The sequence below is a fragment of the Ruegeria sp. BJ6 genome (assembly GCF_056537885.1).
In genome coordinates this window covers 368,219-393,727 of the sequence record NZ_JBQFSG010000001.1, presented here as the reverse complement: position 1 = coordinate 393,727, position 25,509 = coordinate 368,219, and the positions used below count along the sequence as shown (strand labels likewise).

The 25,509-nt window shown below is 53.7% G+C and carries 20 protein-coding genes, 1 tRNA gene and 2 pseudogenes; 10 read left to right on the top strand and 13 right to left on the bottom strand.

Features of this window, described 5'->3' with window-relative positions:
- Nucleotides 1-6 precede the first annotated feature (6 nt).
- Nucleotides 7-1,164 carry an SPOR domain-containing protein gene (locus tag ACR0D6_RS01805; RefSeq protein WP_480764255.1) on the bottom strand — a complete coding sequence of 386 codons (1,158 nt, stop codon included), beginning with the start codon at nucleotides 1,162-1,164 and terminating at the stop codon, nucleotides 7-9.
- A gap of 199 nt (nucleotides 1,165-1,363) precedes the next feature.
- On the opposite strand from ACR0D6_RS01805, the gene ACR0D6_RS01800 reads away from it, so the two are divergent.
- The 3 genes and pseudogenes from ACR0D6_RS01800 to ACR0D6_RS01790 all read left to right on the top strand — a co-directional run bounded on the left by ACR0D6_RS01800 (nucleotide 1,364) and on the right by ACR0D6_RS01790 (nucleotide 3,147).
- Nucleotides 1,364-1,453, top strand: a tRNA-Ser gene (locus ACR0D6_RS01800).
- Nucleotides 1,454-1,613: 160 nt separating this feature from the next.
- Nucleotides 1,614-2,320: pseudogene (locus ACR0D6_RS01795) on the top strand (IS6 family transposase).
- 167 nt (nucleotides 2,321-2,487) lie between these two features.
- Nucleotides 2,488-3,147 (top strand): hypothetical protein, encoded by a 660-nt coding sequence (locus ACR0D6_RS01790; protein WP_480764254.1) that lies wholly within the window; start codon nucleotides 2,488-2,490, stop codon nucleotides 3,145-3,147.
- 229 nt (nucleotides 3,148-3,376) lie between these two features.
- On the opposite strand, the gene ACR0D6_RS01785 is transcribed toward ACR0D6_RS01790, so the two are convergent.
- Genes ACR0D6_RS01785 through ACR0D6_RS01755 form a run of 7 tightly spaced genes read right to left on the bottom strand, consistent with a single transcriptional unit; the run spans nucleotide 3,377 to nucleotide 10,891 of the window.
- Nucleotides 3,377-3,697: a hypothetical protein gene (locus ACR0D6_RS01785; RefSeq protein ID WP_480764253.1), complete on the bottom strand. Its 321-nt coding sequence runs from the start codon at nucleotides 3,695-3,697 to the stop codon at nucleotides 3,377-3,379.
- Between the two features lie 6 nt (nucleotides 3,698-3,703).
- Nucleotides 3,704-4,645, bottom strand: coding sequence for an ABC transporter permease (locus ACR0D6_RS01780; RefSeq protein WP_480764252.1), 942 nt, complete (start codon nucleotides 4,643-4,645; stop codon nucleotides 3,704-3,706).
- On the bottom strand, nucleotides 4,642-5,685 hold the full coding sequence (locus ACR0D6_RS01775; RefSeq protein WP_480764251.1) for an ABC transporter permease: 1,044 nt from the start codon (nucleotides 5,683-5,685) through the stop codon (nucleotides 4,642-4,644). Before ACR0D6_RS01775 ends, ACR0D6_RS01780 begins: the two co-directional genes overlap by 4 nt.
- Nucleotides 5,675-7,195: an ABC transporter ATP-binding protein gene (locus ACR0D6_RS01770; protein WP_480764250.1), complete on the bottom strand. Its 1,521-nt coding sequence runs from the start codon at nucleotides 7,193-7,195 to the stop codon at nucleotides 5,675-5,677. Before ACR0D6_RS01770 ends, ACR0D6_RS01775 begins: the two co-directional genes overlap by 11 nt.
- On the bottom strand, nucleotides 7,192-8,586 hold the full coding sequence (locus tag ACR0D6_RS01765; protein ID WP_480764249.1) for an amidase: 1,395 nt from the start codon (nucleotides 8,584-8,586) through the stop codon (nucleotides 7,192-7,194). The genes ACR0D6_RS01770 and ACR0D6_RS01765 overlap by 4 nt, the downstream gene beginning before the upstream one ends.
- The gene (locus ACR0D6_RS01760) at nucleotides 8,567-9,550 is read right to left on the bottom strand and encodes a BMP family protein (RefSeq protein WP_480764248.1); all 984 of its coding nucleotides are present in this window, start codon (nucleotides 9,548-9,550) and stop codon (nucleotides 8,567-8,569) included. Before ACR0D6_RS01760 ends, ACR0D6_RS01765 begins: the two co-directional genes overlap by 20 nt.
- 36 nt (nucleotides 9,551-9,586) lie before the next feature.
- The gene (locus tag ACR0D6_RS01755; protein WP_480764247.1) at nucleotides 9,587-10,891 is read right to left on the bottom strand and encodes an amidohydrolase family protein; all 1,305 of its coding nucleotides are present in this window, start codon (nucleotides 10,889-10,891) and stop codon (nucleotides 9,587-9,589) included.
- Nucleotides 10,892-11,217: 326 nt separating this feature from the next.
- Here ACR0D6_RS01755 and ACR0D6_RS01750 point away from each other — a divergent pair.
- Nucleotides 11,218-11,878, top strand: a pseudogene (locus ACR0D6_RS01750) (IS6 family transposase).
- Nucleotides 11,879-12,525: 647 nt separating this feature from the next.
- On the opposite strand, the gene ACR0D6_RS01745 reads toward ACR0D6_RS01750, so the two are convergent.
- From ACR0D6_RS01745 to ACR0D6_RS01735, 3 genes are read right to left on the bottom strand one after another with little or no spacing between them, the layout of a single operon-like run.
- On the bottom strand, nucleotides 12,526-13,860 hold the full coding sequence (locus tag ACR0D6_RS01745; RefSeq protein WP_480764246.1) for a flavin monoamine oxidase family protein: 1,335 nt from the start codon (nucleotides 13,858-13,860) through the stop codon (nucleotides 12,526-12,528).
- A 58-nt stretch (nucleotides 13,861-13,918) separates the two neighbouring features.
- Nucleotides 13,919-14,182, bottom strand: coding sequence for a hypothetical protein (locus ACR0D6_RS01740; protein ID WP_480764245.1), 264 nt, complete (start codon nucleotides 14,180-14,182; stop codon nucleotides 13,919-13,921).
- A complete protein-coding gene (locus ACR0D6_RS01735) occupies nucleotides 14,179-15,384 on the bottom strand; it encodes an aromatic ring-hydroxylating oxygenase subunit alpha (RefSeq protein WP_480764244.1) in 1,206 nt (401 codons plus the stop codon). Before ACR0D6_RS01735 ends, ACR0D6_RS01740 begins: the two co-directional genes overlap by 4 nt.
- Before the next feature lie 474 nt (nucleotides 15,385-15,858).
- On the opposite strand from ACR0D6_RS01735, the gene ACR0D6_RS01730 reads away from it, so the two are divergent.
- The 5 genes from ACR0D6_RS01730 (at nucleotide 15,859) to ACR0D6_RS01710 (ending at nucleotide 20,634) form a co-directional block, all read left to right on the top strand.
- Nucleotides 15,859-16,968, top strand: a complete 1,110-nt coding sequence (locus ACR0D6_RS01730) for an extracellular solute-binding protein (protein ID WP_480764243.1) — start codon at nucleotides 15,859-15,861, stop codon at nucleotides 16,966-16,968.
- A gap of 87 nt (nucleotides 16,969-17,055) precedes the next feature.
- Complete coding sequence (locus ACR0D6_RS01725) at nucleotides 17,056-18,198, top strand: ABC transporter ATP-binding protein (protein WP_170650622.1); 1,143 nt, start codon at nucleotides 17,056-17,058, stop codon at nucleotides 18,196-18,198.
- Between the two features lie 65 nt (nucleotides 18,199-18,263).
- Nucleotides 18,264-19,157 carry an ABC transporter permease subunit gene (locus ACR0D6_RS01720; protein WP_480764242.1) on the top strand — a complete coding sequence of 298 codons (894 nt, stop codon included), beginning with the start codon at nucleotides 18,264-18,266 and terminating at the stop codon, nucleotides 19,155-19,157.
- On the top strand, nucleotides 19,158-20,000 hold the full coding sequence (locus ACR0D6_RS01715) for an ABC transporter permease subunit (protein WP_170650620.1): 843 nt from the start codon (nucleotides 19,158-19,160) through the stop codon (nucleotides 19,998-20,000).
- Nucleotide 20,001: 1 nt separating this feature from the next.
- On the top strand, nucleotides 20,002-20,634 hold the full coding sequence (locus ACR0D6_RS01710) for a TetR/AcrR family transcriptional regulator (RefSeq protein WP_480764241.1): 633 nt from the start codon (nucleotides 20,002-20,004) through the stop codon (nucleotides 20,632-20,634).
- 25 nt (nucleotides 20,635-20,659) lie between these two features.
- On the opposite strand, the gene ACR0D6_RS01705 is transcribed toward ACR0D6_RS01710, so the two are convergent.
- Nucleotides 20,660-23,119, bottom strand: a complete 2,460-nt coding sequence (locus tag ACR0D6_RS01705) for a GcvT family protein (protein WP_480764240.1) — start codon at nucleotides 23,117-23,119, stop codon at nucleotides 20,660-20,662.
- Between the two features lie 187 nt (nucleotides 23,120-23,306).
- On the opposite strand from ACR0D6_RS01705, the gene ACR0D6_RS01700 reads away from it, so the two are divergent.
- Nucleotides 23,307-24,086 carry a class I SAM-dependent methyltransferase gene (locus ACR0D6_RS01700; protein WP_480764239.1) on the top strand — a complete coding sequence of 260 codons (780 nt, stop codon included), beginning with the start codon at nucleotides 23,307-23,309 and terminating at the stop codon, nucleotides 24,084-24,086.
- A gap of 33 nt (nucleotides 24,087-24,119) precedes the next feature.
- On the opposite strand, the gene ACR0D6_RS01695 is transcribed toward ACR0D6_RS01700, so the two are convergent.
- Complete coding sequence (locus ACR0D6_RS01695; RefSeq protein ID WP_480764238.1) at nucleotides 24,120-25,499, bottom strand: aminotransferase; 1,380 nt, start codon at nucleotides 25,497-25,499, stop codon at nucleotides 24,120-24,122.
- Nucleotides 25,500-25,509: the final 10 nt, after the last annotated feature.

Genomic DNA, 25,509 nt, shown 5'->3' with positions numbered 1-25,509 from the left:
TCCTTCTTAGTTCTTCACAACATAGGCGTCGGCAAACCCGATTTCTGCCATTTTGGCACGAATCTCGTTGCGCTCCGCCCGGTTCTGAGCCGGGCCAGCAAGCACGCGCCAGATTGTCTTGTCGTCGTTGGACAGCTGAAGGACCTCGGCCGGCAGGCCTGCTTTGCGTACCTTGTCCGCAGCCGCGTTCGCGTTGGCCTCGACGTTGAATGTGCCGACCTGAACATACGGTTTGGACAAAGACGACGTTTTTGATGCGCTTGCAGATGTACTAGCCGCTGTTTCAGTGGGCTGAACAGATGGGTCCGAGGCTTCGATCGCGGCTGCCGCACCGGCAATGGGGTCAAGCTTTGTTTCGGTTATCTCGCCCTTGGTATCTTTTTGCCACCACTTTTTCTTTTTCACCGGTTGCTCTGTAGCTGATGCCGGTTCCAAGGGAGCGTCCGCTGCTTCAATGACCGTCTTTGCAGGCTCGTCGGCCTCCGCAGTTGCCGCGTTGGCTGCTGCCGTTGCAGCCACAGCTGTACCCGCCACAACGGCACTGTCCGGCTCTTTCTTCTGCCACCACTTCCGTTTGGCTGGTTTTTCTACTTCAGATTCTTCTGCATTCGGCTCGTTCGCCCCAGCGGAGGCCGAAGCTTCAGTGACCGTATCTGTATCAGCTGCTTCCTCGGTGGATGGTGTTTCCTTGGCCGGTTCAGGTGTTTCTTCTACAGTTTCCCGACGCAGCGCTACAACGTGGATGCTGGTAGGTGCGCCCGCCAGCATTCCCAGCTTTTCTGCGGCCCCCGAAGACACCTGCAATCGTGGACCGGGCAGGTCGCGTTCGCGCCGGAACAGTGCCCCGACAGTGGATTTGCCGTTGGATGTGTTCCGGATGGTAACCCGCTCGGGGTCGGTTACATCCGGATGAGCAACCCAAATGCCGCCCAATGACGGGCGACCATCCCAAAGACCCGCCTCGGTCAGTTCAAAAACTTCGGGTGCCTCGACATCGCGATCTGCGGACTTTTTTGCATTAGGCTGAGATGTCGGGGTCTCTGTTCCCTTGGACGTGCCGAAGGCGGAACCTGCCCCTTCCTCACAACCTGCCAATGCAAGAATTGCCACTGCCGCTACTGACAGCCTGAACGACCCCATGCGTGTCTCTGTCGCTCGCTTCATTTTGTCATCCCTTGCCTGATACGGGCCATTTTTCCTGCCCAGCCGCCGATCGGCAGGTTCTGCAACCGGCCTCTTACGGTCTTTGACCGGATCATAACGTGGGCGTTTGGCTATGGAAAGCCCGCTGCTTTTTCCTCGGCAAGATTTCCCTCTTTAGGCTTGCCACCGGACAGAGTTGGCCTTAGACCCTGCCTGCGTCGGGGAGGTGGCAGAGTGGTCGAATGCGGCGGTCTTGAAAACCGTTGGGCGTGAGAGCGTCCCCAGGGTTCGAATCCCTGTCTCCCCGCCACTCAAACCTATCTCACTTCAGTTGTGTTTTCTGATCCGGAATCGTGCCGCGATTTCCGCGAGTTGGCACTTGAGCTCTCAATCAGAGACGGAGCAGACCGTATGGTCTTGTCAGATTAACTTTGCTTGAGTGGGGCAGGTCGGTTGCGTAACGTTTGCGAATTACCAAACCTGCCTCCTTCAAGTACTTCAAAACCAGCCCGGAGATCATTCGTCTGGCCGTAATGCTGTACGTCCGGTTTCCATTGTCCCTTCGAAATGTGGAAGACCTTCTGCATGAGCGCGGGATCGAAGTAAGCCATGAAACTGTCCGCTACTGGTGGAACCGTTTCGGCCCAATGTTCGCGTCAGAAATTAAACGAAAACGAGTGCAGCAATTGCGGGCATACTAAAAGTGGAAATGGCATATGGACGAGGTCTTTGTGAAGATCAATGGCAAGCGCCATTATCTGTGGCGCGCCGTTGATCCTGAAGGCGAGGCTCTCGAAGCCGTTGTCACCAAGCGTCGAAATAAACAAGCAGCATTGAAATTCCTTAAGAAATTGATGAAGCGGCATGGCAGCGCAGATGAAGTCGTCACTGACCGCTTCGCATCATATCGGGCTACGCTCCGAGAGCTCGGTGCGACGGAGAAGTTAAAACGGGCAGGTGGCTTAACAATCGGGTTGAGAATTCACACTTGTCGTTCCGACGAAGAGAACGCGCGATGCAGCGTTTCAAGCGCGTGCGAAGTTTGCAGAAATTCGCCGCCGTTAAGTCCTCCGTCTACAACCACTTCAACCAGGAAAGATCTCTCACCAGCCGAAACACTTTCAAGCTGACACGCTCCGCCGCTCTTGCCGAGTGGCGCGATCTTTGTGCTGCCTAAAGGACAGCCTCACTGGCCTAACTGAGACTGGTTCGAATTTGTCTGACAGCACCCTCAAATCAACAGCGTTTTGGCATCCATAGACCGGGACATAAAAGAAATACTCGCGCGATTTCCTCGAAAAAACTGATAGTCTCGCTGGGCTTTGCGAGAGTTAGGAGTCAGTTTTGAGTAAACAGCATATTGTTGAAATTGAGCATTATTTTGATGAGACACGCCAAGCAAACGAACTGATGCAAAACGCTTCCACAAGTCAAGAATTGAGGCGCGCTTGGGAGAGTTGTCTATCAAATTTTGGGAAGACCATCGGTCGAGCTATCAACCTGGGCATGAAAAATAGTGCTTCAAAAGGATGGGCCAACTGTGTGAAAAACCTTTCAACAAAAGACGATGAAGGTTTGGTTTATCTTAGAGAAGCAAGGAACTCAGCGGAACATTCCCTCGTGCCATCTGCTGATTATCGTGATGCCAGCGTGTCTCTGGAGCATGAGGGAATTAACATTGTTATGGATGGCGACTCCCGCAACATTACGTTTGAAGACAATTTTATTAACGGCGGGAAGGTTGTTGATGGAACAATTAATGTGTCAATTTCCGACGGAAAAATCGAACAAATTACGGATTCTGGGAGTGCCACGTTTGTCTCGCGGCCGGCTGAAATTCGGTTGGCTGACATAGTCAGCGAAGAGAAGGGGACACGGTTCTCGGTACCGGCTGGCCTGTCGGAGATGGAGATCGCGCCGGGATTACCATCAGAATTGGCGAATGCGGGACTCGAGTGTTTAGGAAAATTAATCTCAGAGCTAAAGCAACTCCACGATTGGTAGCAACAGGCATAGACAGAAACTGATTGTGTGAAAAGACGGTTCGTTATCGACCGAACCGTCAGACCTAAGTGTCTCCATCAATGGTTTGTTTGCCCTGACCAAACCAGCGTTCCAGCGCATCAAGCCCGTTATCGGTGATAGTTAGGGCACGACTGCCAGTCCGACGCTGAAGCCAGTGTGCTTTCAGTAACCTTTCCATGAGGGCCGTAGCAAACGGCCCGGAAATGTGCTACCTCTGCTCCGTCCAGTCGAGGCAGAGTTTTGCCGGAGATTTGCCCGGCGACACAGACGGTGGCTCGATCCCGAGGTCTTCGAGAAACGCACGATAGCGCGAACCTGCTATCACAGCTTCATCGCGGATGAGCAGCACATCGAGCGCAACAAGGCGCACTTTCACTAACACGCCGAGCCTGCCAGCGATATGATTGTAGCAGCAACGTGCAGAGTCTTCCGGATTGTGATTAAGGCCTCGTGCCCAGCACTTCATTGCCTGGTCGAGTAGATGTTTATTCTTAAGATTTTGTCGTTTCCAGGCCAGTATGTTGAACATATGCCACTAACGTTCACCGCGTCGGTAGGGTGCCATCAACGCTGCGGGTACTTCGGCTCTGCGGGCGACAAGGACAAGCGCAGCGATCGAAAGTACATACGGCGCCATAAGGAACAACTGATATGGCACACCCTCAACCGTTGTCTGCAATCGCAGTTGGTATGCATCGAAGAAAGCGAACAACATCGCGCCAATCAGAGCCTTGCCGGGTCGCCAGCCAGCGAAGACTACCAATGCAATGCAGATCCAACCGCGCCCCTGCACCATGCCCGGGAAAAAGCTGTTGAACGCCGTTGTGGTCAGGAAGGCCCCGCCCACCGCCATCAAAGCCGACCCGACAACGACCGCGCCGATACGGATACGGATCGGGTTCAGCCCTTGCGCCTCAACCGCATGAGGGTTCTCACCGGTCATACGAATGGCCAACCCCAACGGCGTGCGGGCAAGAACATAGGCCATCACAGCCACCGCAGTTAGCGCCAGATAGGTCGGCAAAGCTTGGGAAAACAGGATCGGTCCCAAAACGGGAACATCTGATAGGACCGGAATATCGAGTGGCTTAAAAGCCTCGATCGTAGGGGGCAGATCTCCCACCTCAACAAGCAACCTGTACAGGTAATAGGCCAAAGCGGATGCAAACAGCGTTATGCCCAGCCCTGAGACGTGTTGCGAAAGCCCAAGTGGAACTGTCAGCATGGCATGAAGCAATCCCATCACCGCGCCGCAAAGCGCTGCAAAAATGAGGCCTACAAGCAATGGTGCGCCCATGTAAACGACAAGCCAACCGCTCATCGCCCCCATGGTCATGATCCCCTCGATTCCCAGATTGAGCACGCCCGAACGTTCGCAAAGCAACGCACCAAGAACACCAAATATGAGCGGTGTCGCAATACGCAGCACGGAAGCCCAAAGACTGGTATTCAGCAGCAGATCAATTGCATCACTCATCGGCGCACCCGGTAGGTTGTGAAAAGAAGGGCCACGATCATAGTGAGCAGGCACAGCGCCACAATCACATCGGCAATGAAACTGGGAACACCTGTCGCACGGCTCATAGCGTCGGCCCCGACAAAGACGGTGGCGACGAAAACAGCGGCAGCGACCACTCCGGCCGGATGCAAAGCGGCGAGCATAGCGACGACAATGCCTGCATAACCAAATCCGGGGCTCATAGTGGTGGTGACCCCCGCAGTGACCCCCATGACTTCGACAGACCCGGCAAGCCCTGCCAGCGCGCCCGAAAGCAGGGCCACACCCATGATCGTTTGGGGCAGAGAAATTCCGGCAAAGGCCGCGGCATTGGCATTTAAGCCTGCGGCGCGTGTTTCAGCACCAAATACAGTACGCGCAAGGATCAGCCAAACAGCACCTGCTGCAGCGATAGCAACAAGCAGCCCGATATGAAGACGTGTACGGGGGATCAGATCCGGAAGGCGGTAATCCCCGTTTACTGGCACCGAAGAGGGCCACCCAAAGGCCAGCGGATCGCGCATGGGACCCTCAATCATGAGGCCAACGAAAAGGATCACGATGAAGTTGAGCAGCAGGGTTGTCACCACCTCATCTACGCCGAAACGCAAGCGTAAAAAGGCAGGCCCTGCCAACAGAGCCGCGCCCGCCGCCATGCCTGCCAACATCAAGATCGGAACTCCGATCCACCCTGGAACCCCGAGTGAATGACCGATCCAAGCGGTGATCAGCGCCCCAACAAAAAACTGTCCCTCGCCCCCGATGTTCCAAAGCCGCGCTCGGAAGGCGACAGCTGCGGCAAGCCCCGTAAAGATAAGCGGAGTGGCGCGGGTCAACATCTCGGCGATAGAAAGGCGCGAGCCGAATGCGCCATTTACCATTTCGCCATAGGCCGTTAGCGGATTTACGTCAGCAGCAGCGATGAGACCTGCGGCCAAAAGCAATGCAGTAAAGATCGCGGCCAGTGGCGCAATGATCGCAAGGTGCAGCGGCACATGTGAGCGTCGTTCAAGCCGCATCATCATTTTCCTTCCAGACACCTGCCATCATCAGGCCAAGGCGTTGTGGGTCGGCTTCATCAGCCGTTATCGGTTCTGACAAGCGGCCTTTTACGATGGCCTGTATTCGGTCTGACAGGGCCACAGCTTCTTCCAATTCTTCCGAGATGAGCAGGATCGCGGCACCTTCGGCCCGTGCTGCCAAAAGCTCGGCATGAACCGAAGCAATTGCCCCTTCATCAAGACCACGCGTCGGCTGGTTTGCGAGCACAAAACGCGGCCCATTGGTCAGAACCCGGCCAAGGATCAGCTTTTGCATATTGCCGCCGGACAGCAGCCTTGTTCGCGTGTCGGGGCTGGCGCCGCGGATATCAAAACGTTCAATCAGTCCCGCAGTGTATTTTCGGGCGACGCGTTGTCGAACAAAGCCGCGGTGGGAAAATTCCGGTGTTCGCAAGCGCTCAAGCACCGCGTTTTCCCACAAACTCAATTCGCCCACAACGCCTTCTGCATGACGGTCTTCAGGCACCCTGCCTGCGCCCGCGCGGATCATGCCGCGCGGACCCAGATGGCCGATATCTTCGTTCAAGAGTGTTAACTGACCCGCACTCGGGTGTGCCAATCCTGACAGCAGCTCTCCGAGGGAGGACTGACCATTGCCTGAAACGCCAACGATGCCAAGGATTTCACCGGCATGGACGGCGAAAGACACATCATCCAGCCGCAACTCACCGTCTTCTTCCACGCTCACATCGTTTGCGATCAGGATTGGCGCTCCAATCTCATGGTCTTGACGTACGGGACGCTCCACCTTGCGGCCAACCATCAGTTCCGCCAACTCTTCAGGTGTGGTTTCAGGTGTTTTGCGTTCTGCAACCATCTTGCCGCCACGAAGCACCGCCACACGGTCAGAGGCTGCCATGACCTCATGCAGCTTGTGGCTGATGAAGATGAGCGAGAGGCCCTCTTTCGTCATATCGCGCAGCGTCTCGAACAGGCGCATCGCCTCGGGCCGGGCCAGAACGGCAGTAGGTTCATCCAAAATCAAAATACGCGCGTCGCGATAGAGTGCTTTCAGAATCTCGACCCGTTGACGTTCACCAACGGAAAGCGACCGAACCTTGGCCTCTGGATTTACAGGCAGGCCGAACCGCTCTGAGATCTGTAACAATTTCTTGCGCGCCTCGCCACGAGCAGAACGCGTGCGCGTCAACGGTTCGGAACCAAGCATTACGTTTTCAAGAACCGTGAGGTTGCCCGCAAGCGTGAAGTGCTGGTGCACCATTCCCACACCCACCTCGATCGCCGCGCGTGGCAGACCCGGGGGCAGCTCTTTGCCAAACACCCTGACAGAGCCTTTATCGGCTGCGTAGTGGCCGAACAGAATATTCATCAGCGTCGTCTTACCCGCACCATTTTCGCCCAACAGAGCAAGAATTTCCCCTTCTTCTAGTGTAAGGGTCACATCGTCATTTGCGGTTAGCGTTCCGAAATGCTTGGTAATGCCGTTTAGTTCCAGAACGTTGGTCATGCGGGTAGGCCTGCGATTGGGTGCGGAAAAGGGATTGCGGGCGCGCGGGCTTCGATAAGTGCGCCAAGTTTCAGCAGCGCAAAATCCGAGCCGGGGGAACCAATCAGCTGAACGCCGATTGGAAGACCATTTGCCATGCCAAAAGGCAGCGCCAAAGCTGGCAAGCCCGCTACATTTGCAAGTGCAGCGTTCGGGGCAAAAGCCTCGAGCCGCGCCATGTGATCGTCTGGGGAGGGGCCGGACAGATTCAAAGCGCCTACAACGGGCGGTGCAGACGAGAGGATCGGCATCAGGACAGCATCGGCAGACTTGAAAAGCTTGCGAGATCGATTTGTCAGACGCGCTAGCTGTCGTGAGGCCGCAAAAAGCGCGGTAGCCGGTGTCGCTCGGCCCTCGGCAGCCATGGTCGCGGCAAGTGGTGGAATTTTATCATCAGTTATCCTGAGCGTAGTCAGCCACTCGGCCAAGGAAACAGCTAGTATGGTTCGGGCGATTGCGTGAGCCTCATCCCCCAATTGGTCGGGGGCACGAATATCGCACACCTCACAGCCTGCATCGCGCAGCGCGTCGGCAGCATTTTTCGCGGCCTTGCACTGGTCAGCACCGCAACGCTCCGGCAATGCCAATGCGACGCGGGGGCGTTCTGGCAGATGTACCGGGGCCTTGGGCTCGGCGACCGCGTCAAAGGCGGTCTTCACATCGCGGACCGACCGCGCAAGGACCAGCTCAGACGCTATGCCCATCAGGTGATTGACAAAATCAGGGCCTCCGGGTACCGCGCCACGAGAAGGCTTGAGCCCGGTTAAGCCGCAACACGCAGCGGGAACCCTGATGGACCCGGCTGCATCCGTGGCATGAGCAATTGCAACAATACCAGCTGCAACCGCGGTTGCGGCGCCACCGGATGAACCACCGGGTGTCAGCGCGGGGTTCCATGGATTGTGGGTCGCCGCCAAGCCATCGGGTTCGCATGTTAGGGAAAGGCCAAACGGGGGTGTTGCGGTCAAGCCGAAAGGGATCAGGCCGGTTCGGCGAAGACGTTGCAGCAGGTGGCTGTCACTTTCAGGTTTACGACACCGCGCACGGATTGCCGCGGATCCTGCCGCCGCAGGCAGCCCTTTTGCGAAACCGCCGAGGTCTTTCAGCAAAAACGGAACCCCATGAAATGGCCCGCGCTGGTCTGGTGGCAAAGCGTCTGCCGCCTCTGCCCCAGCGCGGGCCATATCTTCGTCCAGATATACCACGGCCCCCAAATCCGCCCGCGCGTGGCAGGCGGCAAGGCTGGATTCCATCGCTTCGCAGGCAGATATCTGCCCTGCAGTGATCGCAGCTGCAAGAGCTGTGGCATCGGTCACGTCAAAGCCCTCGGGTTCAGGTGGGCTCGCTTTCATCAATCGGAACGTCCCATTCACCGGATTGAATCGCGGCCTGTTTGGCCTCCATTCCCGGGATGGCGTCGGCGGGCACTTCATCGGCGACATAGATCAGTTCATTGCCGCCATGGGCCATAAAGGAATATTCCGTGTAGTTGCGCCCCGTTGGATTACCCTCCTGAACATCCGCCACGATGGCCTGGATGGTTGGGCCATAATTCCAGATCGCATTGGCAAAGACCGTGCCCGGGTATCGCGGCGTATAATCGATAAGCGAACCGATGGCCTTCACACCTCGCGCTTGGGCCGCATCCGCAGTGCCAATACGCTCACCAAACAGTATGTCCGCGCCCGCATCGATCTGGGCAATCGCAGCTTCCTGCGCGCGCGCCGGATCGAACCATGCACCGATAAAGCCGTTGACGAAGGTGGCGTCTGGGTTCACTTCGCTTACACCCATGCGGAAAGCATTGATCAACAGGTTCACCTCGGGGATCGGATAACCACCGACCGAGCCATAGACATTGCTTTCAGACATTAGACCCGCGAGCATACCGGCCAGATAGGCTGCCTCGTGGTTGCGTGTGCCAAAGACACCGAAATTGTCACCTTCTGGCCCACCGGAAGACCCCATCAGAAACGCGGTGTCGGGGTAGTCACCCGCCACTTCGCGTGCTTCACGTTCCACAGCGTAAGATTCACCCCAGATGATTTGCGCACCTCCTTCGGCATATTCGCGCATCGCGCGGGGATAGTCGGTCGGAGCTACTCCTTCTGAAAACTCATACTCTATCAGGCCGGCGTCAGCGGCTTCCTGCATCGCCAAGTGAATGCGGCTGTTCCATGCATTTTCAACGGGAGACATGTGCACTCCGGCGACGCGGGTCGCAGATTGTGCATTCACGTGACGGACATAAGCCGGCAGGGCCAGAGTGGCCGCAGCGCCGACCATCAGCTGACGGCGGGTTGTGGTGAGTTTCATTGGTAAATCCTCTTCTGTTGGTGGCAATTCTTCTTGTTATTGGGCTTCCTTAGTATTTGGCCTGGGCGCGTAATCTGCGGGATCCAGGGTCGTGGGACGGCTGGGCAAAGAAAGCGCGGCCATTCGTGGTTCTGTCCGTGCCAGCACCTTTCCGTTCTTGATGACGGCAAGGCGTGTGGCTTTCATGCGAACAGCTTCAATCGGATCACGCGCTTGCAACAAAACCATATTGGCAGGGCCGCCTTCGCGGATCGTCGAGTCGGGCAAGCCCATTGCTTTGGCGCCATTCTGAGTAACGGAAGTAAACGCCCACTCCATCGCCTCGCGGGATGTCATCGGCACGGCATGCACGCCCATGTGAGCCACTTCCAACATGTCGGCGGAGCCAAGCGAATACCACGGGTCCATCGTGCAATCCTGTCCGAAGGCGACATTTACACCTGCTGCGCGCAGCTCTGGCACTCGGGTCAGCCCCCGACGGCGCGGATAGGTGTCTGAGCGACCTTGCAGCGTTATATTGATGAGCGGGTTGGGCACCACGTTCATGCCGCTTTCTGCGATTAGCGGAATGAGCTTCGATGCATAGTAATTGTCATACGAATGCATCGCGGTAACGTGGCTGGCAGTTACCCGCCCGCTAAGCCCAAGGCGCGTGGTTTCATAGGCCAAGGTTTCCACGTGGCGTGACATCGGATCGTCGCTTTCATCGCAATGCAAATCCAGCATCAAACTACGGTCCGCCGCTATCTCGGCCAATCTCCTGACCGACCGGGCACCTTCCGACATCGTGCGTTCGAAATGCGGGATGCCGCCCACCACATCGACACCCATATCAAGGGCTTGGATCAAGTTTTTTTCTGCATTCTCTGCGCGGTAAAGGCCATCTTGCGGGAATGCTACAAGTTGCAGATCAAGATAAGGTGCGACCTGCTTGCGGACCTCCAACAGCGCTTCAACGCCAACCAAAGGTGCGGATGAAACATCCACATGCGAACGGATGGCCAGTAATCCCTGCGATACGGCAAGGTCGCAATATCGCATTGCACGCTCAATTACAGCTTCGGGTGTCAGCAGGGGCTTCAGCTCACCCCAAAGCGCGATGCCTTCCAATAGTGTACCCGAGACATTCATGCGAGGCGTTCCAAGGCTCAGGGTCGCATCCATATGGAAGTGCGGGTCGGTAAACGGGGGCGAAACCAAGCGCCCAGCCGCGTCAATGTCTACGCCCGCCTCAGCCTCGATCTTGGGGGCTATTTCTGCGACGCGGTCACCCTTGATCGCAATATCCAACGGCCCTCGGCCATCCGGCAGTTGGGCTTGTCTGATGATAATGTCGAGCATTCATCCTCCCCCAAATTTGACCACATGGTAAAAGTATTCTGATAAAATGCTATGTTTTTTTGCTGTGTTTCAGGAACCAGCGCTTCGGATAGTCTGACGCAATTCGGATGCTTGTGAACGCGACACAGTGAGGTGTTAATCGAATGCGAATACCTGCAAGGCGGAATGCGAACGCAGCAATTCGTCATATCGATGAATGTCTGCTCTGGGCCGTCCGCATCGGTCTTGTCAGAAGAACTTGGGTTGAGGCGGGCAGGGTGCTCTCGTAGCCTTCGCGCATGATCAAGCAATCGCCATTCAAGTACTTCTAGACCAGTCCGGAGGTCATTCGTCTGGCAGTCATGCTGTACGTTCGGTTCCCATTGTCGCTTCGAAACGTGGAAGACTTGTTGCTCGAAAGGGGAATTGAGGTGAGCCACGAGACTGTTTGCTATTGGTGGAACAGGTTCGGCCCGATGTTTGCCTCCGAAATTAGACAAATAACGAGTCCAGCAACTGCGCGCATTCTCGAAATGGAAGTGGCACGTGGATGAGGTTTTAGTGAAGGTGAATAGCAAGCGGCATTATCTTTGGCAGGCTGTTGATCACGAGGGCGAGGTGCTGGAAGCGATTGTCACAAAACGTCGAAACAAGCAGGCGGCAATGAAATTCCTCAAGAAATTGATGAAGCGAAACGGTAAAGCGGAAAACGTCGTCGCGGATCGTTTCGAATCGTATTGGGCCGCTCTCAGAGAGCTTGGCGCTACCAAAAAACAACAGATGGGCAGGTGGCTCAATAACCGCGTCGAGAATTCACACCTTCCTTTCCGACGAAGTGAACGCGCCATGCAACGTTTCGGGCGCATGCATAGTTTACAGAAACTCGTCGCCGTCCATTCCTCCGTTTACAACCACTTCAACTAGGAAAGATCGCTGGCCAGCCGAGACACCTTCAAGCTGACACGTTCCGCCGCTCTAGCAGAGTGGCGTCAACTTTGTTCCGGGTAGGTTCAGGGTTTCCACGGCAAACTGAGACTGGTTCGAATTCGTCTGACAGCACCGCCACTCAAACCTGTCTCACTTCACTTGTGTTTTCTGATCCGGGATCGTGTCGTAATTCCCGCGCGTTGGCGCGTGCGGTGTCAATCAGAGGCGGAGTAAACTGTACGCTTTCAGCACAATTCCGGTCCCAGACTTAGTGCCGCATTCTGGCGGGGTTGCTTTGGGTTGGACTTCCCTGATAACCGGCATTTTGCGAGGAGTTTTCATAGTGCGGGTCTGAAATTTGCCATTCCTTCTGTCATATTGGTATGTTTTTCAGCGACTTATGTTGCAAATTTCCCAAAAGGTGGAACAGGAGATTATCTCGTGCGGGCAGGGAATTATTCCGCCGGATCAGGGGGGCGAACCGTGTATCTGTGAGGCCCGATCTGAATGTGTCAGAAGCTGAACTGACGCTTCTGTTCAACCCGATCAAGTGGGTGGGTAACGCTGACCAGACGCTTGAGTGTGAGTTCGGGCGGCTGACTGGTAGCTTGATCTGAATTGGTCGCCGAGTATGCAAAAGCGAGGTTTAGCTTTGCGACTTTTCTCGAAAGGTTTGTTCGATAATCTAAGATTATTCCACTTGCTGGAATGAATTGATTGCCAGGTGTTCAGCGTAGCTGAGCCAATACATCTTCCGCGACCCTTAGTCCTTCTAGGTGGGCTCCGCTGACCGAGCATTGTTGGTTAGGATGTGTCGCTTCACCGGCGAAGTGCACCCACTCAGCATGAGGCTGGCGTAAGACAGCGCGTTGGTTGTGGCCTCCTGGCTTGGCTCCAGCGTAAGAACCACGCACATAAGGTTCATCCCGCCAGGCGGTCGCGTGCCCCTTGATGAAGTCCTTTCTGATAGACGTACCAAAGAAGCCAACCAGAGTATCGAGCGCGTGCTCTATGGCGCTTTCAGGCCCTGCGTCCTGCAAGTTTCTGGAAAAGCTTCCGGAGCTTTCAAAGCTGGTCAGACCGGTGTTTGAGATGTTGCAAAGAAAACCGCCACCACGGGCCACGCCCGACGCGTCGGGTTCTAAGTGATATGTCAGCCAAGTATCGGGTTGCACTGGCAACGCGTTGGGTCGGAAAAAGAGACCCGCGTGATTGTAGTCGCCCATTGTGATAAGCTCGAGCGCTGCCCGCCGCTCGGATCCGAGCGGGGGATCAAAGCGAATGATGTCTTCGGCCAGGACCCCGACGGAAGCTGTTACGACTACGGTACGAGCTTTGATGTTGCCCGTAGCCGTAGCAATTTGTACGCCATCCGCGAGAGATTTTATTTCTGTGACTGGGGTGCCCAGTTTGATTGGCAGACCCTGCGCAGTAAGTGCAATGAGATGTCCAAAGCCTTCACGGCAAAACCAGTCGTCACCGCCTTCCCAGGCACTGATGTCTCGTAGCGAAGTGTCCGGCAAGTCTCTGGCAATCGACAAGGCAAATGTCATCGCTGCCGTAAAAGACCAAGTTCCCTTGTTTTCCCAAATATCAGCCAGGGACCGATCCGTTGGAATTCCGGTGCTTGACTCAATTTCTGCATCGATGCGTGCCGCCTCATTTATCGCGTTATGAATTTCATCGACCTCGTCCCAAAGAGCGGCATCATCCTCCAAGCCATATGTCGTCGCGTTGTCTGGGGCCGCATAGAGATCAAGACCAAGTGCGAGACCCGGGGCTTTAAGAGCGTTTACATGTTCGGTGTGCATCCAATGCGCACCCATGTCGAACGGGACACCAAAGATTTCCGTATCCGTGTGTGTGCGCCCTCCGACGCGATTGGATGCCTCGACGCAGACAACCGAGAGTCCCGCCGTTTTGAGAGCACGAGTAGCTGCAATTCCTGCCGCCCCGGCGCCAACGACAACGACGTCAAAGTCATGAACTTTCAATGTTTTCGCTCCAACACTTAGAGTGGCCTGAGAGGCAATTTTCGGAGTAGGCTTTTGCTTTCTCAGCATCGTGAGAATCAATAAGGATCTGCATTGTCCAAGGATTTCATCATTTGCGCGGAAGCAGTCATGCGTCGGTGCTTAAGCTTAGATCGCAAACCAATTCTGGAATTGAAATGCCCTCGTATCTAGCCAGATCAAGTGGGTCTTCCGCATCAAACTTGCTGCAACTTCTGTATATTTCCAACATCTCAGCAGAAAGCTTGCCGTTCTTAAAAAAATACATCGCTGCAGCATATCTTGTAGCGCCAGAGCCAGGCTTTCCGATGGTCGTTGTCAGGAACTGCTTTTGAGTTTCTGCTTCCGACGTTTTGAAAATACCTTTAGTCACGATTTCGGCTCAGCAGACATCGCGTCATTCAGCGTGGCAACTTCATCTTCTCCGGGCGCTACTTCAGAGTTATAGATGGGCAGTATTTTCCTCAAATGGTCGTGATGAGATCGCACGCCATACTCCAGATCAGAAAGATAGAAGCCTTCGAAAGCCTCTGAAGCCATGGCTTCGTTGGACCAGATCGTCAGCTGAATATCTTCTTCCACTGTTTCTCGATCAATCCTGGCGGCAAGGTACCGCGCCGCTCTTTGTTGGCGGTCTTCGCTCGGGTTTCGGTATGTTGCGCTTCGAAGAATGGACTTTTCTGTTGTGACGGGAAATTCTTGATAAAACAGGGTTGTCTCAGGTGTGACAGCTATTACTGCATTTGGGAAAATACCGTAGTAGAGCCAAGTTTTGTGCAAGTGCTCAGGCAAGTGAGGCTGTGGTTTCGTGAATTTCTTGTAGTTGCGAACTGCCCACCTGCGGCCCTTCGTCGGAGTGAATTTTCCATCAGAACGTGAGACGCCATCGACATAAGGTTCGTCTGAATAGGTGGAGCCATATAAATCCTGAAGGGCAGGGTGCGCGAGCGGGACGTGATACCCTTCGTTGTCGACATCTCGGATCGATTTCCAGTTTACCGGGGTCTCCTCAGTCCAGATTCCGTCCGTCGGAACATGTTCAGCCATTTTGTAGGCAGAGATTTCCTGTTCAATCGGTGCCAGTAGTTCCGCTACCGATGGCTGGGGGCCGGGTTTGAAACGGACAAAGACGAAACCTTGCCAGATTTCCATTTCGATTTCTTTCAGGCCAAACTCGTGCTTGTCTAGATCGGGGAAGGACTCTGGGCGAGCGGCGCCACGCAGCGTTCCATCAAGATTGTAAACCCAGCCGTGAAATGGGCAGACCAGAGCGTTTGTGCATTTTCCTTGCTCTTTGGAGACGAGCCGAGAGCCGCGATGACGGCAAACGTTTAGAAACGCTCGGATGTCTGAATTGTTAGCTTTCAAGATCAGAGCGCGTTCGCCGCACATGTCGAAACACAGAAAGCTTCCGGGTTCTGGAATATCCGAAATGTGGCAGGCTATTTGCCAGTGAGTTTTGAAGAGTTCACTTTTCTCAAGTTCAAGCAGAGCAGCGCTATGATAGCACCACCCAGGCAGCCCGCGTCGGTCCCAATTTGCGGGAATTTCGGTGTTTCTGGCTTCGTCACGCATCAGAACAATCCGCTTAATTTTGACTTGGTCAGTCAGTGTTTCAGCTGGGTAGGCGAATCCAAGGATGCAAGCTTGGTTGTTCCACTGGATCAGCTGTCCTCCGAGTGATTGTAGGTGTCGCCCAATTTTTGTTGCACGTCAACAGATTCTGACTGAATGGTCATTCAGAAAAGGATGTGTGACAGTTCTTCTGGGTCTTTTTAGACCAGCAATTTTCACTGCTTTTGTATAAGTTTTGCGCAAATTGAATGGTTTATGAGAATTTGATCAAAATTAGATCGGCTGAGCTTGACAGTAGAGATTTCATCAGACTACCGTTCTGAATGGCCAGTCAGATAAGCAAGATGATTGGGGAGGGATGGGGTGCAAAATGATCGCGCCGGCACCGCAGGGCGCGATCATTCGAAATAAAGACTAATCAGACAAAGCAAGCGAAATTGCTGCTGCCACCACTCAGGGAGAGGAAGCGAAATTATGAACTCAATTAGGAAAGTTGCCGGGATTACAGTTTTAGCAGTAACGGCCACTACAATTTCGGGATCGGTATACGCGCAAGAGCGTGTGTTGAAGGTTACGAATTGGGGAGAGTACATCGCTGAAGACACTATCGAGAACTTCGAAAAAGAATACGGTATCAAGGTTATTTATGACCCGTACGACTCTGCCGAAGCAATTGATGCCAAGCTGCTGGCAGGGAACAGCGGATATGACGTGGTTAGTCATGCTGGCAGTGATACGGCTCGGCTGATTAAGGCAGGTATTGTTGCCCCGCTCGATATGTCGAAGCTGGATAACATAAAGCACATTGATCCGGCCATTATGGAACAGCTGGCTAGTGAGTGGGATCCAGGTAACCAGCACTTCATTCCGTATATGTGGGGAACACACGGGGTCACATATAACGAAGAACTGGTGAAAGAGACTTATCCCGACGCCCCCATCGGGTCGATGGATATGGTGTTTGATCCTGTGCACATGAAAGAACTGTCCAAGTGCGGCGTTTCATTCTTGGATTCTCCGGGCGACATTATACCGATGGCTTTAGCGCATATGGGGTTGGATCCGAATTCCACGAATGTGGAAGACTACGAGAAGGTCGGAGCGATGCTGGCTGAAATTCGGCCGTACATCAAAACCTTCGATAACTATGCATATCAAAGGATGCCTCAGAAAGAGTTCTGTGTCTCAACCACTTGGGGGCCGGATGGTCTTCTTGCGATGTCCGGCGCAGCTGAGGCCGATACTGGTGTCGTGTTAGACTTCTTCTTGCCCGAAGGTGATCGCACAGCGCAACTGTGGATAGATGGTTGGCTGATCCCGGAAGACGCCGCCAACAAAGAAGACGCTCATCTTTTCTTGAACTACATGATGCGACCCGAGGTTGGAGCCAATGATAGTAACTTTACTTGGTACGCGACTGCCAACCTGACGGCCAAGCCAATGATTGATGAGGCTGTCACCTCCAGCCCGGCTGCGTTTCCAACATCAGATCAGGTTGCCAAGATGTACACAACTGCGGTTCTTCCTCCCAAGGTCGAGCGTTTGCAGACGCGTACCTGGACTGACTTCAAGGCCGGAAATTAATCCACTCACTGTGGCAGGTGCAGCAGCGAATCCCGTCGGATCGCTGCTGCATCTTCCAACCCATACTGGCAGACTGCGAGGCCCAAATTGACTGTTTCCACAACTGTCAGTCCAGCACCTTGGCTCGAACAAAAAGAGCAGCAACCTTTGGTTCAAATCAAAGGTGTAACCAAGAAATACGGTGAAGTGACTGCCGTCGATAACGTCGATCTGGATATCTATAAGGGAGAGTTATTCTGCCTTCTGGGAGGATCAGGATGCGGAAAGTCGACACTGCTTAGAATGCTAGCAGGGTTTGAGGATTTAAATGCAGGCACAATTACGATCGACGGCGTTGATATGGCCGATGTGCCCGCCTACGAACGTCCAACCAACATGATGTTCCAAAGCTATGCGTTGTTCCCGCATATGACCGTCGAAAAAAACGTGGCTTTCGGGTTGGAACAGGACCATGTCCCCAAGTTCGACATAGCGGACAGGGTTCACGACATCCTAAAGCTCGTAGAGTTGGAAGATTTCAAAAAGAGAAAACCCAAGCAGTTGTCTGGCGGACAACGTCAGCGCGTTGCGTTGGCACGGGCCTTGGTCAAACGTCCTAAGCTTCTGCTCTTGGATGAACCTTTGGCTGCGCTTGACAAAAAACTGCGTAAGCAAACACAGTTTGAGCTTGCCAACATTCAGGACAAGGTCGGTGTCACTTTTATTGTTGTGACCCACGATCAAGAGGAGGCGATGACTTTGTCTTCGCGAATGGCAGTCATGGACGCGGGCCGTTTCAAACAGATTGGAACGCCGACAGAGATCTACGAGTTCCCTGAGTCCCGCTTTGTCGCCGACTTTATCGGATCAGCGAATATTTTTGAGGGCAGGGTAACTGAGGATGGGGCGGACCATGTTCGGGTTGAGACTGAGTTCTGTGAAGTTTTCATTGATCACGGTCATTCGGTAAAGGTTGGCAGCAAGATTTGGGTTGCGTTGCGGCCTGAGAAAATTCGCCTTGAGAAATCGGATGAAGCTGTTGCGGGCAGCAATCAAACCTCGGCTGTAATCGACGACGTTGGATACTTGGGTGAGACCTCGATCTATAAGGTTAGGCTTTCCAATGGGGAGATCTTTGACGTCACCATGCCCAACCAATCGAGGCCGACACACGAAACGCAGCGAATTACCTGGGAAGACAAGGTGAATATCAGCTGGGATCCGTCCAGCGCCATGTTGCTCCATTCATGACTGATTTCACGGAGGATATACCTGAATCGCTTCCGGTTGAACGGCAGCCCATGCTCCGTCTAATAATGCGGCGCATACAAAACAGATGGCGCCAGATCGTTACCGTCATACCGTTCTTCTGGCTGCTTGTTTTCTTTCTGGCACCGTTCTTTATTGTCGCCAAAATAAGCTTGGCCGAACTTGCCATCGCAAGTCCCCCGTTCACCAGTTTGATTGAGTGGACGGACAGCGGGATCGTAACGATCCGTCTGGTGTTCGACAATTTCATCTATATCTGGGAAGACAGCCTTTACTTCGATACCTACGTTAATTCACTTAAGATTTCAGTGACTTCCACGTTCTTCTGTCTCTTGTTTGGCTACCCAATCGCCTATGCAATCGTTCGATCTGGCCCAGTTGCAAAGCCACTATTGTTGTTTGCGATAATTCTTCCGTTTTGGACGTCCTTCTTGTTGCGGGTCTATTCGTGGATGGGGTTGCTTGCGGATCAGGGCACGATCAACAATCTTCTGATAGCGCTGGGTATAATCGACGAGCCGATCCGCATGCTATACACGGAATTTGCCGTCTATATCGGGATCGTCTATACCTATATGCCGTTCATGATCTTGCCGCTCTACGCGAATATGGAGAAGTTGGACAACAGCCTGAACGAAGCTGCTGCAGACCTTGGATCCCGGCCAACGAACACATTCTTCAAAATCACGTTGCCGCTGACGATGCCGGGTATCGTTGCCGGTTCACTGTTGGTCTTCATCCCTGCAACCGGGGAATACGTTATCCCCGATCTGTTAGGGGGCGGAAACGTGCAGATGATTGGACGGGTTCTCTACAACGAATTCTCTAGAAACAGTGACTGGCCTGTTGCCGCGGCGGTGGCGATTGTTCTGCTGTTTATTCTGGTGCTGCCCATCATGGTGTTCCAGCACTATCAAGGCAAAGCATCTGAGGAGCAATAAATGTACGCCAAACGCTCCCGCTTTTTGACCATCATGCTGACCGTGGGATTGGCATTCTTTTACATCCCGATGATCCTGTTGGTCATTTACTCATTCAACTATTCCAAGCTCGTTCCCGTTTGGGGCGGATGGTCTTTGCGCTGGTACAAGGAGCTTTTTCAATCTGCCGAAGTCTGGAGTGCTGTCTCGCTCAGTCTTCAGATTGCGGTTGTGAACGCGACCTTTGCGACAGCGCTCGGCACCTTGGCAGGGCTGGCCATGGTGCGATTTGGCCGGTTCAAGGGGCGTACTTTGTTTGGTGGCATGTTGGTCGCGCCTTTGGTGATGCCCGAAGTGATAACCGGATTGTCCTTGTTGGTTTTCTTTATTTCCCTGAACCAGCTGATAGGTTGGCCGGCGGAGCGCGGTTTTGCGACGATTACGATCGCGCATATTACCTTTTCCATGGCCTATGTTGCGGTAACAATTCAGGCGCGATTGACCGGGGTGGGGCAAACTTTAGAAGAAGCGGCTGCCGATCTTGGTGCAAAACCTTTCAAAGTCCTGACTGCCATCACAATCCCGCAGCTGACACCAGCCCTAATTTCAGGATGGCTATTGGCGTTTACACTGTCTCTCGATGATCTGGTCATAGCAAGTTTTGTTACTGGACCAGGTGCAAATACCTTGCCAATTTTGATCTTTTCGCGCATTCGACTAGGCCTCAGGCCGGATATCAATGCGCTGGCGACGATCATGATCCTTGTGATCGCCATTTGTGTCGCTATCGCCGCTATCGTTATGTTCCGGCAACAAAGGGCGGATTTGCTGGACAGGCAAATGGCTGAACGAGAGGAGAGTTAATTTGGAGACGCATGAGCTTCAAAAAAAACGACGCACCGAACCTCCTGAAGTTCGTCGCTTGCAGTTGATTATGGCGACCATAGACTCGATCGCAAAGCGTGGGTTTTCTGACACGACACTAAAACACGTGACTGAAACGGCCAATCTGTCCCATGGCGTTGTGAATTATCACTTCGACAGTAAGGAAGCATTGTATGACGCTGCGCTGGGCTTCCTTGCACAAGAACACTATGAGAATTGGCTAAAATCTTACGACGCTGCGGAACCCACAGCCGCGCACAGGCTGGCTGCCATCATTGGAGCGGATTTTGACAAAAGCATCTGCACCCACAAGCGTTTGGCTGTCTGGTTTGCCTTCTGGGGGCAAGCCAAATATCGTCCCAATTATTTGAAAATACATAATAAATATGACAACGAGAGATACGACCGAATTCTACAATTGTGTGGTGAATTGATCGCCGATGGTGGTTACGACGACCTCGACCCGGATAAAACAGCCCGGGCTGTAGAGGCGATGTCTGATGGGGCCTGGCTCAGCTTGGTGTTGTATCCCAAGGTGGCTGATCGGCGGGAGTTCAGGGATGTTTGCATGCTTTCGCTATCGCGGTTTTTCCCAAAACACTTTCCAGTCTGAACTAAAAGCATCGAACAGTAGTGCTTCAGCACTTTATCTTTTGCATGCCGGGGTCATAAAGCGGCTTTAACGAGGCGGTCGCGTCGTATTTCTCGTCTGCGATTTCAATCTGCCATTGCCCCGTTGCGACTACGTCTGCAGTCAGCGGTTCGTCAATCTCTGCAAAACCAATACCGACCGAAGCGCCGAGAGTGTGCCCATATCCTCCAACTTGAATATATCCGACTTCCTTGCCGTTTAGATAAATCATCTCGTTGCCGTACATGAGAGGCTCTGGGTCTTTTAGCAGGAACTGCAACATTCGGTTGTTGGGCGTGCCTTTTGCTTTGATCGCGGCTAGTGCCTCCCTGCCGATGAAGCCACCGGGTTTGTCCAATTTGATGGCAAACCCAAGTCCGGCTTCAATCGGGTTGTCTGTGTTGTCCACATCAATTCCGAAATCACGATAAGCCTTCTCAAGCCGCAGGGAACTAAGGGTTTGCATTCCGGCATTGCGAACGCCCAAATCACGACCTGCATCCATAATCAGATCGTATGTCTGTACTGCCTGAGTGGCAGGTACGTGAAGTTCCCAGCCGAGTTCACCGATAAAGGTCACGCGATCGGCCATTACCACGGCGTACCCGATGTCGATTTCTTGCGCAGTCATGAAGGGAAAACCTTCGTCCGACAAATCAGCACCGGAAATTCTACTCAATAGTTCGCGTGACTTTGGACCGTGAACGTTGATCTGGCAGCGTCCTGCGGTGATATCTGTGATAACTACGTTCTCATCTTCCAGAATGTGCCGTCGCATGCGCATTTCAGTATGGCCCGCCGAGTTTTCGCCCACGATAACCCAGTATTTCTGGTCGGATAGTCGGGTAACTGTAAGGTCAGCCTCAAACCCGCCTCGTTCATTTACCCAGGCTGTATAGACGACCCGACCGGGTTCAACATCAACGTCATTGCAAGAAAGGCGAGAGAGAAGGGCGCATGCATCTGGGCCTTCGACGCTGAAACACGCCATTGATGTCATGTCCATTACGATGACATCCTCGCGTGCTGCCCTGTGTTCTTCGGCGTGCCATTCAAACCAATTCTGGCGATACCAACTGTATTTCTCGACCTTGGCCTGTTCAGGCGTCGGAGCAAACCAATCAGGTTGTTCCCAACCATTTCCTTCGCCGAAAAAGGCTCCGGCCTGTTTGAGACGGTCATAGAGCACTGAACGCTTAACGTTCCTGGCCGTTTTGTAGTTCTCATTGTGGTAGTGCTGGCCAAAGAGCTTTCCCAGCAATTCAGGTGTCCTGTCGCGTCGAAAGGCCGGTGTCGCCATTTCACGTGAGAAGCGATTGACGTTTATACCGGTGACATCGATTGGCGGTAAGCCATCCACCATCCAATGGGCCAAGACCATGCCCGTGCCCGCGCCATTCAGGATGCCAAGTGAGTTCATCCCGCATGCAACCCAAAGATTGCGCAGTTCAGGCGTCGGGCCAACAAGCGGCGCAAGATCAGGCGTAAAGCTTTCCGGTCCGCAAAATAGTTTTTTGACGCCGTAGTTCATGGTGTCTGGCACGCGTGAATAGGCCTTCTCCAGATCGGGCCCAACACGTTCCCAGTCTGGCTCGATCTCTCCAAATTGCCATTCATCCGGGATGCCATCGAGCTTCCAAGCCGCAGCGCCGGGTTCAAAAAGCCCCAACATCATCCCCCCGACTTCTTCACGGTAATATGTGTAAGTTGAAGGGTCTTCCAGAACCGGCAGATCGCGAGGTAGGCCCGGGATACTTTCCGTTATCAGGTAGTAATGTTCAGCCGCCTGAAGGGGGAGATTTACACCGTGTTTGGCGCCCAGTTGGCGAGACCACATGCCACCGCATATCACAACGTTTTCGGCTGTTATGGTGTGACCACTTGCGGTTCGGACTCCTGTCGCGGTGCCGTTCCTGGCCAAAATCCCCTCGACCCGCACGCCTTCGAAGAAACGCGCGCCCCTGTTTTTGGCTCCCTTGGTCAGTGACATTGTCACGTCCACCGGGTTGGCCCGCCCGTCCTCCGGGATAAGGAATGCTCCAACGACGTCTGATAGGTCCCCAATAGGGAACATATCCTGCGCTTCTTTTACTGAGACCTCGTGGTTGTTTATTCCAAAACGCCGCATGAAGGCTGCAATCCTGCGCATTTCGTGCAGGCGTTCTTCGTTAGTTGCAATTTGCAGATACCCGACATCGCGGAAACCTGTGGATATACCGGTTTCCTTCTCTAGGTTCGCATAAAGGTCTCGACCGTGCGTGTAGATGGCGCACTCAGCTTCCGACTTGAGAAGGCCGGCTACAATCAGGCCTGCGGCATGCCAAGTCGTTCCTGATGTCAGTTGTCCCTGTTCCAGAACCGCAACATCGGTATGGCCGAGCTTAGTCAGGTGGTAGGCCGTGTTCGCGCCAATAGATCCCCCTCCAATAATCACGGTTTGGACATGCGTCGGTAGGGTGTTGTCCATAGCGGGAAAATCCTTTCTTGGCGTTCGTTTCCCCGAATATCACTCAACGCGCTTAATGTCTATTGACTGAATGATCATTCAATTAAGATCATGTCGCTGACCTTCGATTTAGCAATAAAGCTTGTCTGAACCGGGAGAAAAGGCTTCACTACAGTGATTGACTGACAATCAGATGCGGGGAAATCCTATGTCAGAAGAAATCCTTTATGACCGGCAAGCAATCAACTTTCTGGAAGAGCTTTGGGGAGAGGGGTTTCTTTCACCGGGAGGCCCTGAAGAAGTTGCTCGAGTTGTTGAAGGGGTTGATCTGAAGGATAAGCATATCCTTGATATCGGTTGTGGTTCTGGGGCTATCGCGGTGTTGATGGCGAAGAAATTCGGTGCCGCTAAAGTGACGGGAATCGATGTAGAGGCCCCAGTCTGTGCCGCTGCGAGAGAGCGGGTTAGGCAGGCAGGTCTGGAAGGAAAGGTCGAAATCCTAGAGGTCACTCCGGGCCCAATGCCATTCGAAGATGGTACTTTTGACGTCGTGTTTTCAAAGGATTCGATCATCCACATCCCCGACAAAGTTGCGATGGCTGCGGAAGCCTATCGTGTGCTCAAACCAGGTGGTCATTTCGCTGCTTCTGACTGGCTGACCAATCATGATGGAGAAATGTCACCGGAAATGGCGCACTACGTGAAGATGGAAGCCTTGGAGTTTCAGATGGCGTCGCCCTCTAAGTACCGAGCTGCTATGGAGTTGGCTGGCTTTGAAGACGTGGAGTTAGTCAACCGTAACCCATGGTACGCCCAAGTATCTGCTGCGGAACTTGAGGAATTGACCGGGCCAAACAGAGGTGACTGGGAAGCCCGGCATGGCGCGGAGTTTATCGAACACCAAATTGAGATCTGGGACGCTATGCAGCCGGTGCTGAAAACCGGAGAGCATTGCCCACATCACATCCGTGGTCGGAAACCAGCCTGAACTGACTGGTGCCTTGTCTTAGCGCGACGACTGTTATGCGCCGTAATCCTTGCTGACCCGCTCCATCCCGGCTTCCATAATGTCGAACATGTCGTCTATCTGAGAGGGAGTGATAATAAGGGGGGGTGAAAACACGGCCATGTTTCCAAATGGGCGCAATAGCAATCCCATCTCCTCGCACGCATCGTCCAGTTTCTGCCCGAACTTAACATGCGCTTCGTAGCTCTCGGCGTTCAGTCCGGGGCGACATTCTATGCACCCAAGAAGACCGTCACCGCGCACATCACCAACTATTGGGAATTTTTCCTTGATTTGATGTAGGCGTTCCTGGAACTGGGGTGTGACGCGTTGAACGTGTCCCAGAATATCCTCGCGCTCCATGATTTCGATGTTTTTGATAGCAGCTGCGCAACTCACCGGGTGCCCTGAATAGGTATAACCATTATAGAAAACATCATCGCCCGGTGCTTCGGAAATTCGTTTCATTAAAGCGTCCGAGATTACGCAGGCGCCTAGCGGCAGATAGCCGGAGGTTAAACCTTTTGCGCATGTAATAATGTCAGGGACGATGCCAAATACGTCTTCTGAGGCGAACCAATGGCCCAGCCTGCCAAAGCCAGTTACGACTTCATCCGAAATGTACAGGATGTCGTTTGCCCGGCAAATTTCGAGCGTGCGCTTGTGGTAACCCGGAGGCGGAACGATAACACCGCCGGAGCACAGGATCGGTTCAGCTATAAAAGCGGCAATACGGTCGGCGCCTATGTCGGCAATCAGGTTCTCAAGGTCAGCAACTTTGGCGTCGCACCAGGCATCAATACTCATACCCTCTGGTCGATGGTATGGATTCACGTCGGGAAGGAAGCGCACCAGATCCTGAGCTTTTTCAAAGCTTGTTTCGAAACGCTCTTTCCCAGTGACAGTAGCGGCTAGAAAAGTGGATCCGTGATAGCCTTTTTCCCTGCCGATCACGATTTTCTTCTCCGGTCGGCCGAGCCGTTTGTTCATGAAAAGCGCGGTTCGCAGTGCGGTATCAACGGCCGTTGACCCACCTGTTGTAAAGTGCACCGTGTTCAGATCGCCTGGTGTGCGTTCTGCGATCATTCGTGCCAAAACGGCTGCGGGCTCAGTCGTAAACGACCATGGCGATGCGTAAGGCATCTTCATAACCTGTTGGGAAATGGTATCGGCCATCTCCTGACGCCCGTATCCGATCTGTGTGCACCACATACCGCCGGGGCCATCGATATAGCGCTTCCCGGCAGCATCCCAAAGGTAGATACCATCCGCTGTATTTACCCGCATATACTCGTCGGACCCAAAGCCGTCGGTTCCGGCCCAAGGATGTAGGTGATGGTCGCGATCCCAAGCGACAAGGTCGCCGTCGGTTGGTGTATTGCCTAGGGTATTCACGTCTGCTTCT

Excerpts from the sequence above, each read along its gene's own strand:
- ACR0D6_RS01715 (WP_170650620.1), top strand. The coding sequence starts at position 19,158 with ATGTACGCCAAACGCTCCCGCTTTTTGACCATCATGCTGACCGTGGGA.
- ACR0D6_RS01735 (WP_480764244.1), bottom strand. The coding sequence starts at position 15,384 with ATGCGTGACGAAGCCAGAAACACCGAAATTCCCGCAAATTGGGACCGA.
- ACR0D6_RS01760 (WP_480764248.1), bottom strand. The coding sequence starts at position 9,550 with ATGAAACTCACCACAACCCGCCGTCAGCTGATGGTCGGCGCTGCGGCC.
- ACR0D6_RS01765 (WP_480764249.1), bottom strand. The coding sequence starts at position 8,586 with ATGAAAGCGAGCCCACCTGAACCCGAGGGCTTTGACGTGACCGATGCC.
- ACR0D6_RS01755 (WP_480764247.1), bottom strand. The coding sequence starts at position 10,891 with ATGCTCGACATTATCATCAGACAAGCCCAACTGCCGGATGGCCGAGGG.
- ACR0D6_RS01775 (WP_480764251.1), bottom strand. The coding sequence starts at position 5,685 with ATGCGGCTTGAACGACGCTCACATGTGCCGCTGCACCTTGCGATCATT.
- ACR0D6_RS01780 (WP_480764252.1), bottom strand. The coding sequence starts at position 4,645 with ATGAGTGATGCAATTGATCTGCTGCTGAATACCAGTCTTTGGGCTTCC.
- ACR0D6_RS01805 (WP_480764255.1), bottom strand. The coding sequence starts at position 1,164 with ATGAAGCGAGCGACAGAGACACGCATGGGGTCGTTCAGGCTGTCAGTA.
- ACR0D6_RS01700 (WP_480764239.1), top strand. The coding sequence starts at position 23,307 with ATGTCAGAAGAAATCCTTTATGACCGGCAAGCAATCAACTTTCTGGAA.
- ACR0D6_RS01770 (WP_480764250.1), bottom strand. The coding sequence starts at position 7,195 with ATGACCAACGTTCTGGAACTAAACGGCATTACCAAGCATTTCGGAACG.
- ACR0D6_RS01745 (WP_480764246.1), bottom strand. The coding sequence starts at position 13,860 with ATGCTGAGAAAGCAAAAGCCTACTCCGAAAATTGCCTCTCAGGCCACT.
- ACR0D6_RS01720 (WP_480764242.1), top strand. The coding sequence starts at position 18,264 with ATGCGGCGCATACAAAACAGATGGCGCCAGATCGTTACCGTCATACCG.
- ACR0D6_RS01705 (WP_480764240.1), bottom strand. The coding sequence starts at position 23,119 with ATGGACAACACCCTACCGACGCATGTCCAAACCGTGATTATTGGAGGG.
- ACR0D6_RS01730 (WP_480764243.1), top strand. The coding sequence starts at position 15,859 with ATGAACTCAATTAGGAAAGTTGCCGGGATTACAGTTTTAGCAGTAACG.
- ACR0D6_RS01785 (WP_480764253.1), bottom strand. The coding sequence starts at position 3,697 with ATGTTCAACATACTGGCCTGGAAACGACAAAATCTTAAGAATAAACAT.